9 protein-coding genes and 1 pseudogene are annotated in these 14650 nt (G+C 69.4%); 3 read left to right on the top strand and 7 right to left on the bottom strand.

Annotation, left to right across the window (positions count from 1 at the left end; genetic code table 11):
* Positions 1 to 11: 11 nt before the first annotated feature.
* The 4 genes from WMF22_RS18130 to WMF22_RS18115 form a co-directional block, all read right to left on the bottom strand.
* The gene (locus tag WMF22_RS18130; protein WP_438036518.1) at positions 12 to 2411 is read right to left on the bottom strand and encodes a type VI secretion system Vgr family protein; all 2400 of its coding nucleotides are present in this window, start codon (positions 2409 to 2411) and stop codon (positions 12 to 14) included.
* A 152-nt stretch (positions 2412 to 2563) separates the two neighbouring features.
* A complete protein-coding gene (locus WMF22_RS18125; RefSeq protein ID WP_438036517.1) occupies positions 2564 to 4663 on the bottom strand; it encodes a DUF2169 family type VI secretion system accessory protein in 2100 nt (699 codons plus the stop codon).
* 438 nt (positions 4664 to 5101) lie between these two features.
* Positions 5102 to 5470 carry a hypothetical protein gene (locus WMF22_RS18120; protein ID WP_438036516.1) on the bottom strand — a complete coding sequence of 123 codons (369 nt, stop codon included), beginning with the start codon at positions 5468 to 5470 and terminating at the stop codon, positions 5102 to 5104.
* 292 nt (positions 5471 to 5762) lie between these two features.
* A complete protein-coding gene (locus WMF22_RS18115; protein ID WP_438036515.1) occupies positions 5763 to 8081 on the bottom strand; it encodes a nitric-oxide reductase large subunit in 2319 nt (772 codons plus the stop codon).
* 281 nt (positions 8082 to 8362) lie between these two features.
* Between WMF22_RS18115 and WMF22_RS18110 the strand changes: the two genes are divergently transcribed.
* Positions 8363 to 8773 (top strand): VOC family protein, encoded by a 411-nt coding sequence (locus tag WMF22_RS18110; RefSeq protein ID WP_438036514.1) that lies wholly within the window; start codon positions 8363 to 8365, stop codon positions 8771 to 8773.
* Between the two features lie 187 nt (positions 8774 to 8960).
* Positions 8961 to 10322, top strand: a complete 1362-nt coding sequence (locus WMF22_RS18105) for a PQQ-dependent sugar dehydrogenase (RefSeq protein ID WP_437300311.1) — start codon at positions 8961 to 8963, stop codon at positions 10320 to 10322.
* Between the two features lie 39 nt (positions 10323 to 10361).
* On the opposite strand, the gene WMF22_RS18100 is transcribed toward WMF22_RS18105, so the two are convergent.
* From WMF22_RS18100 to WMF22_RS18090, 3 genes and pseudogenes are all read right to left on the bottom strand, one after another.
* Entirely contained in the window at positions 10362 to 11753 is a 1392-nt protein-coding gene (locus tag WMF22_RS18100) for an extracellular catalytic domain type 1 short-chain-length polyhydroxyalkanoate depolymerase (RefSeq protein ID WP_438036513.1), read from the bottom strand.
* 229 nt (positions 11754 to 11982) lie between these two features.
* On the bottom strand, positions 11983 to 13068 hold the full coding sequence (locus tag WMF22_RS18095; protein WP_438036512.1) for an alpha/beta hydrolase family esterase: 1086 nt from the start codon (positions 13066 to 13068) through the stop codon (positions 11983 to 11985).
* A 443-nt stretch (positions 13069 to 13511) separates the two neighbouring features.
* Positions 13512 to 14279 (bottom strand): annotated as a pseudogene (locus WMF22_RS18090) (glycoside hydrolase family protein); the annotation flags it as partial.
* Between the two features lie 16 nt (positions 14280 to 14295).
* On the opposite strand from WMF22_RS18090, the gene WMF22_RS18085 reads away from it, so the two are divergent.
* Positions 14296 to 14616, top strand: coding sequence for a hypothetical protein (locus WMF22_RS18085; RefSeq protein ID WP_438037359.1), 321 nt, complete (start codon positions 14296 to 14298; stop codon positions 14614 to 14616).
* The last annotated feature ends 34 nt before the right edge of the window (positions 14617 to 14650 follow it).

Genomic DNA, 14650 nt, shown 5'->3' with positions numbered 1-14650 from the left:
TGGGCGCCGCGCTAGTGGAACATGTGGATGAAGGATTGCCAGACGTGAGCCCCCGTCGAGGTCACCCTCGCCGCGGCATGCCTGGTGAGCGTCACCGCTGAGCTACCCAGCTCGACGCTCTTCTGCCAGACCTCGAGGAAGTTTTTGTTTACCACCAATTTTGCGTTCTTGACGTTGACGCCGAGGACCGCCTCCGCCTTCATCCCGGCGATGACATCCAGCTTCAATCCCACGACCAACTCCGTCCTTTGCGGGGCGACGACGTTCAGGGTGCCGTAGCCGTACGTGAAGTTGAACAGGCCACCTTGGGTCTTTTGAATTCTGAGGCCGTTAATCTCGCGGTAGTCGGACTTGGCCTTCGCCCTGAAGTGGTCTGCCTCGATAACGTAGTCACCCTTCGCGATGTGCGAGACGTGGCCGCCCGGGATGTCGACCTTCCAGCCATCATTGAACTTCTGGTCGTGAAGACCGGTGGTCTCCTCGTACCGGCCGCCCGTCGTCACCTTCGTCTCGTGATGGCCCTCGTACCGCTCCGTGACCTTCCCGTGGACGGTCGTCTCCTCGCTGCCGTGCTCGGATTTGCGCAGGTTGGTGACCGTGGTGGTCTGGGTGTCCAGGTATGTTTCCGTGACGGGCTTGGTGACCGTCTCGCTCTTCGTGTCCTTATAAATCTCCGTGACGGCCTTCGTGACGGTCTCGTTCTTCGTGTCCTTATAAATCTCCGTGACGGAGCCGGTGACGGTCTCTTTCAGGTAACCGCCGACCTCGGTCTCCATTTGATCGCCGACGTTATCTTTCCTCCAGGTGCCCGTCTGGATCTCGAGCGACTTGCCCGTCTTAATCAGGGCGGTGCCGTCCGTCCTGGAGATGAAATTGTGGTGATCGTTGGGCGCGCCCATGCGCAGGATCGTGTTCTCGGTCGGTGTGCTGACGGTGATGCGCTGCGAGCCCGCCTGGTCCTCGAGCTCGATGCGGTTCCTGCCCCCGGTCTGGATGACGTTCCTCGTCCTGTTGGCCGAGGTGACGGGGCTCGGCGTGAGCGCGTTGGGGGCGACGCCGGCGATGACGGGGCGGTCCGGATCCCCGCCGAGGAAGGTGCACATCACCTCGGTGCCCTTGCGCAGGGGGAAATGGAACCCCTCGGTGCCGCCGCCGTGCGGCTGGAGCATGCGCACCCAGGTCGAGGCCTTGCCGCCCCGGAGGTCGCTCTCATCGAAGCTCAGCTTGACCGCGTAGCGACCGTGCTGGTCGATCTGGGCATACTCGCTGTCCGCCGGGCCGTCGACGACGGCGTGCTCGGTCCCGTAGATACGAGGCCACGGCGTCCGCTGCGGCGCCCGGTACTGGACCGTCGAGGAGACGGCCTTGACCTCCATCCGATACACATCATCCCAGGTGAGCCCGATGATCTGCATCAGCTCGGGCGCCCAGCCCGTCTGGTTGCCCCAGTGCTCGACCTCGGTGGCCAGATAAACCGTATTCAACGCCGGCCTCGGATGCTCTTCGAGCTCGAACGTGTACCCGGGGCGCATGGTGAACGCCGCCCCGGCGCCGTGGTAGACGACCTGGCCCGCGAGCAGCTCCTGCGCCTTCACGGCCGCGAGGCGGCTGCCCTCGGCCGGCGTGAAGAAACGCGCGCCGTGGACGCTGATCTCGCCGAGCCCCTTCGCCGCGACGGGCGCCCTGCCGGAGATCTCGATCGCTGGATTGTTGTAATCATAGTCGCTCATGCGGACCCTGGACGGCATCGACGTGTGCCGGCACGTGAAGGTCCAGAGCACCTCTCCCTTGGCCCTGTGCTCGCTGAACTGCGGGAGATACCGGACCGCCCTCTGGCCGAGCGGGACGTGGACGCCCTTGTCGTCGGTGATGATGAGCGTCTCCCCGTCGTCTCCTTGCTCGAAGTAATAATAGAGCCCCTCGCGCTCCATCCACCGCGAGATGAAGTCGAAGTCGCTCTCGCCGTACTGGCACACGTGCTCCTGCGGCTTGTAGCTGCCGATCAGCCTGAGCTCGTACTCCGAGACCCCAGCGCCCGAGAGCACCGTCTTGATGATGTCGGGCACCGTCTGGTCGGTGAAGACCCGGCTATGCAGGGAGATGGTGAGCTTCCAGAGCTGCGGCACGAGCACAGCGCGGAAGACGGAGCGCTCGCCGAACGCGTGAATGAGCTCCACCGTCGCGAAGATGCCGTTCACGAGGAGGGGAGCGCCGCCGTCCGACGGGGAGAGGCGGAGTGTCGCCTTCGTGCCCACAGCGTCGGCGAGGTCGAGATCCTGGCCCACGTAGTTCGTCATCACGAGATAAATCTCGAAGACGTACGGCTTCGACAGCCCCTCTGTCCCTCGAAATCCAATGACCCGCGTGGCGGCAGGGAGCGCGCTGGCGCTGACGGTGAACGCATCTTGCATGGTTGTAATCCCCGTTGTCGGTGCGCGTTGGCTCCTGGCGCTGGAAGAACGTCGACTATAGAGGCGATCCCTGGAAAGCAAAGAGATGATTGCATGTCACGACGGCGCGTCGCCGTCGTGTGATCCGCGCACCTGACATCGCGTCGCACGGCTCATCCGGCCTGCGCCGCGGGGGCGTTGCTGTCCGCGGGCTGCCGCGGCGCTCCGCGCAGCGCCGCGATCTCGGCCTCGACGCGCGCTCTCAGGCGCGGATCGCCGGCGAGCCGCCTGGCCCAGAGCCGCTTCATCTGCGCCCACACCGTGCGTCGAATGGCGAGCGGATCGAGCGCCGCGGCCGCACCGTCGCGCTCGGTCGCGACGACCAGCCGCGCATAATCGGTCGGATGCACGACGCCGCGGATGGCCTCCCAGGCGGCGAGATAGGCTGCATCGAACCGATCTCGGAGCGGTCGCTCGCGGCGTCGGGCCTCCTCCGCCATCGCCTCTTGCCATCGCGCCTCGGCCTGCTCCCAGCGCTCATCGGAGAGGCCGTGCGCGCGGAGCACGTCGGCCCGGGGGACCGGCCGCTCCGCGAGCTCCGCCGCGACGATCGCGCACCGCTCGACGCTGACGTCGTCGCCCTCGCCGAGCGGCGGGAGCGGCCCCGGGACCTCGTCGCCCTTGCGTCGGAGCTCGTGAAAAAAGCGAGACGCGGCCGGCTGCTCGGACGCTTCCGAGACGAGCCCCGGAACCGCGGTGGTGTCGACGGGAGCCTCGAAGCACGCGGGCGCCGCCGCCGTCAGCGCGGACGTCGCGGGCCCCATGGACGCGGAAGGCGCCCGCGCAGCGCGCTCGCCGGACCAGGGCGCGCCAGGGATCGGCAGATCGGGCGCGACGCGCGGTGGAGGCGGCGGCGCGGCAGGAAACGGCGTCGCGGGCTGATCGGTGGCCCGCGCCTCGTCCTCGCTCGACAGAAGCGTCGTGCTGGTGAAGATGGCAGGGATTCGATCTGCGATCGGCCCAGGCTCGCCCTGCTCCGCCGGCGCAGGGGCTGCGTGCCCGAAGGGGAGCGCCGGCGCGCGCATCGGCGGCTGGTCCGACTCCACGGGGAGCGCGAGCGTTCGAAAGAGTGACGCGGCGGACAACGGAGGATCGACGAGCTCGACGTCCTCGGCGGAGAGGCAGATCGGTAGCTCCGGGGCGAGCCGCGCCTCGCCAGCCCCGTTGGGCGCGTCCTCGACCCGGGCGGTCTCCTGGGAGCCCAGACGGCGGGAAGGCGGATGCGCCGGCTGCACGCGCTCCTGCTCCTCGAGGCGCACGTCGGGCCATGCGATCTCCTCGCCTTCGATCTCGACGCCGGCCACGATCCGCACGGCGGCGAGGGCGTCCTCGCCGGAGATGGGGAAGACCCGGCGCCACACGACGGTGCAGCGCTGCTCGACGCCGTCGATGCGAAGCGTGTCGGCGTTGAGCTCGAGCAGCTCGCCGTCTGCCGCCGCGGAGGCGGCGAGCCCCCGGATCCGCGCGACCCCGCGCGCCCCGGGCAAGCGCATCTGAAGCCGTGGGGCCGCCGGATTCACGTGCTCGAGCACGATCCACTCATCGCCTTGCAGGAATGCGATCCGCTGGTCCGCGGGCGCCGCCTGGAAGTACGACCAGTCGAAGCCCGCGGGGATGTCGGCGTTCGGCCCCTCGAGCGCCTTGCGAGGCGTGCTGCCGAGCAGCCGGCGGCGCGCCGGCGAGGCGCGCGCGAGCGGCGCGAAGCCGGCGAGGCGCGCGGGATCCTGGAGGTCGAGGATGTTGGCCGGGCCGTCCAGCGGCTCCCCATCGAACGGATTCTCCCACCCGCTCGCGCCGCAAACCGCCCTCTCGTACACGAGGGGTATCTGCCGGAAAGGGCCCTTGTCTCGGACGAGGAGGCGCTTGTCGAGCACCCAGCCGCCCGCGCTGTAGATCGCGAGCCGCACGGGCAAGGACTGGACCTCGGTGCCGCGCGGCGCGTGCGCGTCTCCGGTGAAGACCACATCGGCGCGGCCGAGGTAGGGCGCGAGGTCCCCGCTCCAGCGGATGCTCCGCGCCGGGTTCTTGCCATGGTGGACCTCGGCGCCGAGGATCTCCTGCGGATCGGTCCGCCACATCACCGCATCGATCGCAAAGGCGAAGCTCGCCTTGGCGATGACGGTGATGTAGTGCCGGCCCTGCGTGCGCCAGGCGATCGCGGCGGCCGCGGCGCCTCTCAGCGGCGTCACGGCGCCGCGCAGGAGCGCGCTCATGATCGCGCTCTCCGACGGCCGCTCCCGGCCATGGCTCGCCTCGGCACCATGAATCGCCTCCCACGTTGAGTACCCTCTCTCGTGTGAAGAGCGCGCGGCATTCTCGCGATCTATGTGCGACTGCAGCGCCGGCGCACGGCGCATCTCATCGTCGGCGGCTCGAGCAGCAGCGCGGTCCATCGCCATCGACGCGCTGGTACGGCTCGGCCGCACGGAGGAGGCGCACGCGCGCGCGGAGGCGTTTCTGACGAGGCATGCGTCGAACCCCTATGCCGAGCGGGTGCGAGCCCGGCCGCGCCATCCGGAGCGCTGGTCGGGCGCGACGCGCAGCTGGACGCCGGCTGGGGCTGCCCGCGTCGGGCGGCGCGAACCTGGCGACCTCATCGAGGTTTCAGGCAAGGAGGCGCTCGCTGCATCCAGTGGAGCCGAATGCGACGACTACCGCGGCCCCCACTCCTTGATAACCATGCACTTTCCATTGCACCACTTGACCCACGCGTTGCAGGCCCATTTGGCATCATAATCATGATGCCCCCACCAGATAACGACTTCGCCGACTCTAACGTAGGCGGGCTGCTGAGCATCCGGAGCCAAGCACCACCACTTGCTTTCAAGCGCTTGCTGCGCGGTTCCGACCGCCTCCGCCGCGTCGGGGTCGATCACATCCGTCGACTCGGGATCCGCCGCCTCTGTCTGTGTCTCCAGCTCGTCATCACCCTCGAGGGAAGCGTCGCCAAGGCAGCCGCCGAGCGCGGCTGCGGCGCCGAGGAGCGTCAACGGGAGGACCCTCTTGCTGAACAAGCTCATCTTTTTACTCTCCTGAGATTTTTTTACATGAAGAGACCGTTCGCATCCCGGTCTCTCTCGCGCCTGATGGATGCTGCGGTGGCGAGCCATCCTTCACGCAATCGGATGGGGGCGTCTCTTTTTTTGAAAGAAGCATCCTGTCGCGCTGGCGATGTCGAGCTCCTCAGGTCGGAGCTCCCGGAGATCATCTCTCGTAGGGCTCCCTCCTCGCCTTGAAGCTCCTTCGGGGCGCCGCGCGGCGCTGCGGCGAGCAGGCGCGCCAGCGGACCGCCGGCCGCTGGCGCGCGGGTGATCAGGCCGCCGGCGCGCCGCTCGCCGCCGGCGCGGCCATCCCTGCCGCCTCACCTTCGGGGGCGGGCTTCGCCGAGGCGGCGCCCGCCGGCCGGCGGGTGAAGAGCCCCGCGACGAACCCCACGAAGGCCAGGACACCGACGATGAACAGGGTGTCTCCGACGAGCCGCATCCAGCGCAGCGCCTCGAGGACGGGCTGCTGCAGGAACTCCGCGCTCCGCGCGTACCACAGCCCGCGCTCGACGCTGGCCCACGCCTGCGCCAGCCCGATCGGCAGGAGGCTCAGGAGGATCATGAGGCCGAGACCGCCGTTCATCCCCCAGAACGCCACCCGGAGCCGCGCCTCGTTCCACACCGCGTCGGGGCGCAGGCGGCGGAGCATCACCAGCACGAGGCCGAGGGACAACAGCCCGTAGACGCCGAACAGGGCGGCGTGCGCGTGCACCGGGGTCGTGTTGAGGCCCTGCATGTAATAGAGGGCGATCGGCGGGTTGATGAGGAAGCCGAACACCCCGGCGCCCACGAAGTTCCAGAACGCGACGGCGACGAAGAACTGGATGGGCCAGCGATAGGCCTGCATCCACGCGCTCCGGTGCTGCATCTGCCAGGTCTCGTGCGCCTCCATCCCCACGAGGACGAGCGGCACGACCTCCAGGGCGCTGAAGCTCGCGCCGACGGCCATCACCGAGACCGGCGTGCCGCTGAAGTAGAGGTGGTGGAACGTGCCGGGGATGCCCGAGACGAGGAAGATGCAGGTGGACAGGAGCGCGGCCCGCGCCGCGCTGTCGGGCCGCACGAGCCCGAACCGGGTGAACAGGAACGCGATCGCCGCGGTGGCGAACACCTCCATGAACCCCTCGACCCACAGGTGGACGACCCACCAGCGCCAGTACTCCATGACCGACAGGTGCGTCTTCGCGCCGTAGAACAGCCCCACGCCGTAGAACATCCCGATCGCCACCGTCGCGCCGGTGAAGAGCAGCACGATGTGCCGGCTCATGTCGCGCCGCGAGAGCGCGGGCCAGAGCGCGCGCAGCATCAGGAAGAGCCAGAGCGCGAGCCCGCCGAAGAGCGCTATCTGGAAGGCGCGGCCGAGATCGACGTACTCGTACCCCTGGTGCCCGAACCAGAACGAGTGCTCGAGCGCGAAGCGCTGCTTCACCGACAGCCACTCTCCGGCGAGCGAGCCGAAGACAACGAGGACGAGCGCCCCGAAGAGGACGTTCACGCCGAGCCGCTGCCCCCTCGGCTCTCGCCCGCCCACCGCCGGCGCGAGGAACAGCCCCGCCGCGAGGAACGCGGTCGCGATCCAGAAGACACCGAGCTGGACGTGCCAGGTGCGCGTCACCGCGTACGGCAGGTAGTCCGCGACCGGCAGGCCGAAGACCTCGTGTCCTTCCACCGTGTAGTGCGCGGTCAGGGCGCCGAGCGCGACCTGGAGCACGAGCAGCGCGACGACGACGAGGCAGTACTTCCCGACGGCCCGCATCGACGGGGTGAGCACCCACCCCGAGAGCGGGTCGCGCGCCGGCGCGGCGACGGCCGGCTCCTCGCTGCGGCGGAACGCGTGGTACCAGACGAGCGCGCCGATCCCGGCGAGCAGGAGCACGACGCTCACGATCGACCAGATCACGTTGGCGGCCGTGGGGACGTTTCCGACGAGCGGCTCATGAGGCCAGTTGTTGGTGTAGCTGGCGCCGGTGCCAGGGCGCTCCGCGGCCGTGGCCCACGAGGTCCAGAAGAAGAACGCCGTCAGCTTGTCGCGCCGCCCGGCGTCGGGGACCGCGCCCGTGTGCAGCGCGTAGCTCTCGCGCAGGCCGGTGAGGCTCGGCTCGTCGCCGAAGAGCGCGCGGTAGTGCGCGGCGGTCTGCTCGATCGCCAGCGCGCGATCCTCGGAGACGGTGAGCGCGCCGGTCGCGGCGTCGTAGCCGTTGTGGCGCATCGTCCGCTGGAGCCGCGCCTTGAGCGCGGCCTGCGCCTCGTCCGGGAGCGCCGCGAACGCCGCGCCGTGCTCTCGCTCGCTCCAGAGCGCGAGCTGCGCCTCGGCCTCGCGATGGAGCCAGTCGGCCGACCAGTCCGGCGCCTGGTAAGCGCCGTGCCCCCAGACGCTGCCGACCTGCTGTCCGCCGATGCTCTGATAGACGAGCTGCCCGTCCAGGATGTCGTCCTTCGTGAGCAGCACCCGGCCGGACGGCGTCTCGACCCGCTCCGGGATCGGCGGGGCCTTGCGGTACACCTCCCGACCCATGAAGCCGAGTATCAAGAAGCCAGCGGTGATGACGGCGGCGAGCGCCAGCCAGAGTCGTCGTAGGTTATGCATAGCGACCTCGTTGTTCGCGTGAGCCCCGGCGCGCCCGCGCCTCCGCGGCGCGACCTCGAGGGCTCCGGTCGTGACGCCCGGCCATGAAGCAGCCGGCGTGCCTGACGCGTGCACCCCTCGTTTTCACGGCGCGCGGGCACGCGCCGGAGGCGGGGGGCGCACCGTTTGCACGAAGGCGCACCCGCGGCCTGGGCCTACCGTCGCGCCGGGGCCTCCGGGTGGGGTATCCTGGGCCGCGCGCGCCGCTCCCCTACCCCGGCGCCGTCGCGGAGGCCCTCCCCATGTTCAAACGCATCGCGCACGTCTGTCTCAACGTGAGAGATCTGCAGCGCTCGGTCGACTTCTACGGCAAGCTCGGGTTCGCCACCAAGTTCAGCTTCACCCGCGAAGGCGCGCCGTTCGGCGCTTACCTCGAGATCGCCGACGGCAACTATGTGGAGATGTTCGAGGACCGGAACCTCGGCGAGGTGGTCAATACCGGGATCGCGCACTTCTGCCTGGAGACCGACGACATGGACGCCGTGATGGCGACGCTGAAGCGCCGCGGCGTCCCGTTCACCGAGAAGAAGCTCGGCTGCGACAACACGTACCAGATCTGGCTGGCGGACCCCGACGGCAACAAGTTCGAGGTGCACCAGTACACGCCGACCAGCACGCAGTACACCGGAGGGGTGATCGAGGCGGACTGGTAGGTAGCCGACCGCCGGGGCGGCCGCCGGGGCGGCCGCCGGGGTTGGATGCCGGGGCTGGATGCCGGGGCTGGATGGAGGGGCGCTCCCCGTCGGCTCGTGGCGAGCGGCGAGGAGATCGGCGGGCTCATCGGTCCAGCGGAGCGGTGGAGCGGTGGACAGAGGAGCAGCCGAATGGCAACCCGAGTCCATGCACAACCGAATCTCAGGTCGCCCGTGGGCCCGGCGCGGGGTGGCTCAGGTGCTCTTGGTCGGCGCCGGCGCGGGCGCGCTGGCCTCCTGCTCGCCCAAGCGCGCCGAGGTCACACCGCAGCCAGCGCCCACCGACAGGATCCTCACCGGCGCGGACGCGCTGGGCGACTGGACGACGGACGCGCCGGGCGTGAAGCGCAAGATCACCGTCGCCGACCTCCCCGCGCCCAACGAGGGCGAGTCGGTGAGCAACCGCCCGAGCAAGGCAGATCGTCCAGCCGGTGTGTTCCCCAAAGTCCCGTCGGGGTTCACCGTCACCGAGCTCGCCACGGGCCTGGAGAAGCCGCGCGTCGTGCAGGTGGCGCCGAACGGCGACGTGTTCGTGGCCGAGAGCGCGGCGGACCGGGTGCAGGTGCTCCGGGACACGGACGGCGACGGCAAGGCCGACCTCCGCAGCGTCTACGCCGGGGACCTGAACCGCCCCTTCGGCATCGCCTTCTATCCGAGCGGGACCGAGGCGCCGACGCACGTCTACATCGCGAACACCGACAGCGTGGTGCGGTTCCCTTACAAGGCGGGCGACACCAGGGCCAGCGGCCCGGCCGAGGCGCTGGTCACCAACATCCCCTCGGGCAGGGAGGCGGTGGGCGGCGGCGGCCACTGGACCCGCGATATCGTCTTCAGCAAGGACAACCAGCGAATGTTCGTGTCCGTAGGCTCCCGCTCCAACGTCGATGACGACGACGACGAGATCCGCCGCGCGTGCATCCTGGCCTTCACGCCGGACGGCAAGAACGAGGCGCTCCATGCGTCAGGCATCCGCAACCCGGTCGGCCTGGCCATCGAGCCGGCGACGGGCGCGCTCTGGACCAGCGTGAACGAGCGCGACGAGCTGGGCGACAACCTGGTCCCCGATTACGTGACGCGCGTGCACGAGGGCGGCTTCTACGGCTGGCCCTGGTACTACCTCGGTGGGCATCAGGATCCGCGGCACGAGGGCAAGCACCCCGAGCTCCGGGACAAGGTCGTCGTGCCCGACGTGCTGATCCAGTCGCACTCGGCCTCCCTCGACCTCTGCTTCTACACGGGCCAGCAGTTCCCCGCCGACTACCAGGGACACATCTTCGCGGCGGAGCACGGCTCGTGGAACCGCTCGCGGCGCACCGGATACAAGGTGATCCGCATCCCGGTCAAGGACGGCAAGGCGGCGGGTCATTACGAAGACTTCATGACCGGCTTCGTCACGAGCACCGGCGACGTGTGGGGTCGTCCGGTCGGCGTCGCCGTGGCCAGGGACGGCGCGCTGCTGGTGACCGACGACCAGAGCAACACCGTGTGGCGGGTGGCCTACGGCAAGTGAGACCACGATGCGATGCGGCCGGCGGGTCTTCCTGTGCGCTCAGCGCGGGCGGCGCTTCGGGCGACCGAGCAGCAACCCCAGCGCCGCGAGGAGCAAACCCGCCTGGGCGCCAGAGTCGCTCGCGTCGTTGCCCACCGCGCAGCTGCAGCCGGAGCTGGAGCTGTCTCCTGCTGTCGAGTCGCCGGTTCCCGAGCTGGCGTCCTGTCCGTTCGCCCCCCCGGACGCGGTGTCCATCGCGCCGCCGCTGCCTGCGCTGCCGCCTGAGCCACTTACCATGACCCCGCCCGCGCCTCCGGTTCCGGGCTCGCCCCCCGCGCCTCCGGCGCCGTCCGCGCCACCCGCGCCTCCGGCTCCGGGCTCGCCCCCCGCGCCTCCGGCTCCGGGCTCGCCCCCCGCGCCTCCGGCGCCGTCCGCGCCACCCGCGCCTCCGGTGTCGCTGCCGCCGGGAACAGCGCCGGGACAAGCCGCCGTCTCTGGATCCTGACCACCGGCCGTGTCGAGGCCGAAATAGGCGGCGACGGCGGGTCCGTCGAACGGCACAGAGTGCCCGACGCCGTCCATCGAGAAGGCCTCATAGACCGTGTAGCCGCAGGAGCTCTTCCAGAACTGGCGCGTGGTTCCGCGCTTCGGCGTGTCGGTCCCGCTCGGGGTTTCGCTCAACCCCAGGACGTTCGTCCACTCTTTGACGTCTTCAGCCATGTTCTTGTAGCTGAGGATCGTGTCGGCGGTGCCATGCCAGTGCTGCAGGCGCGGGCGATGGCCGGTGTAGCCGGGATAGTACGAACGAACGAGGTCTCCCCACTGCTGCCCGGTCTTCGTGACGTTGCCGCCCCCGCAGGGCCCGCTCCACTGGGCCGAGCTCCCCGTCCCGGTGACATCGTTGTAGCCCTCGGCCCAGCAGCCGCACGGAACGCCCATGAGCGAGACGCCGGCCATGAACACGTCAGGATACACCCCGAGCAGCGCCTCGGTCATGATGCCGCCCGATGACCCGCCGACCGAGTACACGCGGCCCGCGTCGCCGCTGTACTTCGCGAGCGTGTATTTCACCATCTGGACGATGGCCCCCGTGTCGCCGCCGCCGCCGTGGTTGAGCGATCGCGTCGATCCCGCGTCCCAGCAGTTCTGCCCGGTGGCCTCCGGGAAGATCATGATGAAGCCGCTGGTGTTCGCGATGGAAACCAGGCTCGACATCTCGCTGAACGTCCCCTGGCCACTTCCCTGGCAATGATGGGGAGCGACGACGATGGGCGGTCTGGTCGCCAGCTTGTCAGGCACGTAGATGTACATGTTGACGTAGCTGGGCAGGCCGTCCGCGCCCCATTCGCTCTGGTTGACTTTTTGCAGCGATGCCCCGCGCGCAGGCAGCGCAACGAGCAGCGCCAGCGAGAGCGACGCGAGCCCGAGGACGTGACTTTTGAACTGGTCCATCGTACAGAGACTCCCTATCAACGACAGCCTGGCACGCGAGCGAGCACCGCTTTGTTTCGCGCACTCCAGAGCGACAAACGGGTTGAAACCCTGAGACCAAGCAGAGAATTCACAGGGAGGCGAGGAGGCGGGGAGCGAGAGACGGCGAGAAGGAGAGATTCTTTTTTTCTTCCTCCCCGGCTCCTCGCCTCCCTGTGAATTCTCTCCGGGCTTCAACACGATCGATATTCTAGAACTGACTCAGGAACGCCCACACTTCCTCGGGCATCCACGACATCTGCTTCCCGGCGTCGTTCGGCGACGGGGTATGACCACCGTCGTAATCACACCAGCGGGTGGGGTGCCCCGCGGAGCAGCCCTTGTAGTCCGAGCAGGCGTGGCCACCTCTGGGCGCCTTGGCGAGGGCCTCCACCATGCATCCATTTTGCTTGGCAAAGAAATCGCTGTTGGAGGTTTGTCCGGCTCCGCCGCTCTCCTGCTGACCGAGCGAGGACATGAAGGCGACCGGCTGACAGCTCGCCGGCCTGGGGAGACCGCCGCCGGAGTGGACCACCGTGGCGCGGTAAACGTCCGGACGCGCGCAGGCCAGCGTCCACGCCATGGCACCCCCCTGGCTGAAGCCTTCGAGCTCGATGCGCGAGGTGTCGATGCAGAGATCGCCCTTGACCTGCTCGAGGATGTCGTCGACGAAGGTCACATCGTCAGCTGACCAGAACCCGTCGACAGCGTCGGGCGCGATGAAGATGGTGCTCCCTTCGGAGAGCGACCAGAGCCCGAAATACGAGGGCGCAACCTGGCCGCTGTTGCCCGTGGCGCCGTGGAAAGAGAGAATGAGCCGGTACGGGTGGCCGCTGTCGTAATCGTCGGGGACGCGCAGGGCGTACTTGCGGCTCTTCCCGCCGCTCTGCACGGTGCCAGCGCCGTTCTGGAGCGTGCGCGTCTTGCCGCAGCCTGCGGACTTCACCGCGTCGCCTCCACCTCCGCCCCCGCCGGCGCCGCCTGTCCCGGCGCCGCCCGCGCCGCCCGTTCCACCCGAGCCCGCTCCACCCGAGCCCGCTCCACCCGAGCCCGCTCCACCGGCGCCGGCGGTCGCTCCGCCGCTGCTGGATGCTTCGCCGCTGCTCGTGCCGCCGGAAGCGCTGCTTGACCCAGCGGTGGCGCCGGTCGACGCCCCGCTGGCGGCTGACACGCTCGAGCTGCCCGCGCCCGCAGCTTGTGCCGCGTCGCCGCTCTCGTCGCCGCACGCCAGCATCGCGACGCTCGAGAGCCAACAGAAGACATGGAAGCGACTGACGGCCTTCTTTTCGTGGTGCACGATGCCCCTCTGGTTGCGTTACGTCTGCGCGAAGCGCTCACTCGAGGCCCACGACGGAGAACGGCGAGATCGGCGGACAGGTGGTTGCCAGATGCTCCGCGCTTGGAGTGCGCCCTGATGTCATCCCAGCCGAGCCCAGCTGCTGCTCCTCCTTTCCCCCGGCATGCGCCTCGTCCGGAGCCACGGCGCGACCGTCAAGGTGAACGCGCAGAAGGACACAAGGCCCGGTGCGCGTGGCGGCCCATCCAGGGGAAGGCAAAAGAAGTTTCGGAGCGCCGAATGTGAACGCTCACATGGTCGGCGTCAATCACAAACTGCGTTGCGGCGCGGGCCTGCCGCGCCGACGCCGCCCGGGGGGCGAGCGGCGGCGGGTCCAGGGCGCCGCGGGGCGGTGGCCACGGCGGGAGAGCGCGCAGGCGACCGGCCTGCCCGCCGCGTCTCGCTCACTCCGTCGAGGCTGCGCACGCGTGGTGCGGCGCGCTGACGTAGGCCTGACCGAGCTCGTTGAGCTCGCCGTCGTCGCCGAGCAAGCTCGCGTGCCGGACGTTGTCGGCGCGGCCCGAGAACCACGCGTACCTCGCGATCCGGGGCTCGTTCTCGAGGTACGCCAGCGCGTCGACGAGGAACTCCTTCTGCTCGGCGAGGGAGCCCGCGCTGTCGCAGGCGAACTCCGTGAGCCAGAGGGGCTTGTCGAACCGTGACTTGTACGTCTCGACGTGGTTGATGAGCCACCGGGCCTGGTTGTCGCCTTCTCCCTTGCAGCCGGTGTAGATGTGGATGCCGATGTAATCGACCCGGCACCCGCTGCACGCGGCGAAGAAGTCGTCCAGGTACTTGAAGGGATCGGTCTCCTGGCAATCGCCGCCGCAGAAGTTCACGGCCGGCGACACGAGCGCGAGGCCGCGCGCGTCGGCCACCGCCTCGACGTGCGGCCACAGCGCCGCGGCCTCGGCCGCGGAGAGGTCGGCCTGCGCCCCGAAGTTCGGCTCGTTGAACCCGAGCAGGAACCTCGCCCCCTCGGGGATCTCGGAGGCGATGCGACCGGCGGCGGCGCTGTCGAGGTTGCCCCCGCCCCACACCATCGGTACGTACTCGACGCCGAGCGTCTTGTAATAATCGGGCCGGACCCCCTCGTCCGGCACATGAGTCCAGTTGTACCACCAGGACACCGCCGGGGAGAGGACATCCATGTCCGCCTTCGAGTGATAGCCATACGCGAGGCCGCGCTTGCAGCCCGCCGGCGCAGGGCCGCCGCTGCCGCTCGAGCTTGCCGCGCCGCTGCCGCTCGAGCTTGCCGCGCCGCTGCCGCTCGAGCTTGCCGCGCCGCTGCCGCTCGAGCTTGCTGTGCCGCTGCTTGCTGCGCTGCCGCTGCTCGCGCTGCCCGCGCCGGCGCCGCCGGAGCTCGCTGCGCCGCTGCTGCTCGCGCTGCCCGCGCCGGCGCCGCTCGACCCCGACGACGCCTGTGCCTCGTCGTCGCTGCCAGAGCACGCCGGCACGCCGGCGAAGGACGCGATCGCGGCGATGGCGAACCACCGCACCGGAAGCTGACGGAGATTGTGCATCGTGTTCCTCGGTTTCATGG

It is taken from the genome of Sorangium sp. So ce204 (assembly GCF_051526795.1).
Taxonomy (GTDB): Bacteria; Myxococcota_A; Polyangia; order Polyangiales; family Polyangiaceae; genus Sorangium; species Sorangium cellulosum_B.
Note: the sequence above shows the minus strand (reverse complement) of the source record. Positions and strands in the feature narration are given on the sequence as shown.

What these genes read in the sequence shown, in the direction of transcription:
- WMF22_RS18125 (WP_438036517.1), bottom strand. Translation starts at nt 4,663, where the DNA reads ATGAGCGCGCTCCTGCGCGGCGCCGTGACGCCGCTGAGAGGCGCCGCG.
- WMF22_RS18115 (WP_438036515.1), bottom strand. Translation starts at nt 8,081, where the DNA reads ATGCATAACCTACGACGACTCTGGCTGGCGCTCGCCGCCGTCATCACC.
- WMF22_RS18100 (WP_438036513.1), bottom strand. Translation starts at nt 11,753, where the DNA reads ATGGACCAGTTCAAAAGTCACGTCCTCGGGCTCGCGTCGCTCTCGCTG.
- WMF22_RS18130 (WP_438036518.1), bottom strand. Translation starts at nt 2,411, where the DNA reads ATGCAAGATGCGTTCACCGTCAGCGCCAGCGCGCTCCCTGCCGCCACG.
- WMF22_RS18105 (WP_437300311.1), top strand. Translation starts at nt 8,961, where the DNA reads ATGCACAACCGAATCTCAGGTCGCCCGTGGGCCCGGCGCGGGGTGGCT.
- WMF22_RS18110 (WP_438036514.1), top strand. Translation starts at nt 8,363, where the DNA reads ATGTTCAAACGCATCGCGCACGTCTGTCTCAACGTGAGAGATCTGCAG.
- WMF22_RS18120 (WP_438036516.1), bottom strand. Translation starts at nt 5,470, where the DNA reads ATGAGCTTGTTCAGCAAGAGGGTCCTCCCGTTGACGCTCCTCGGCGCC.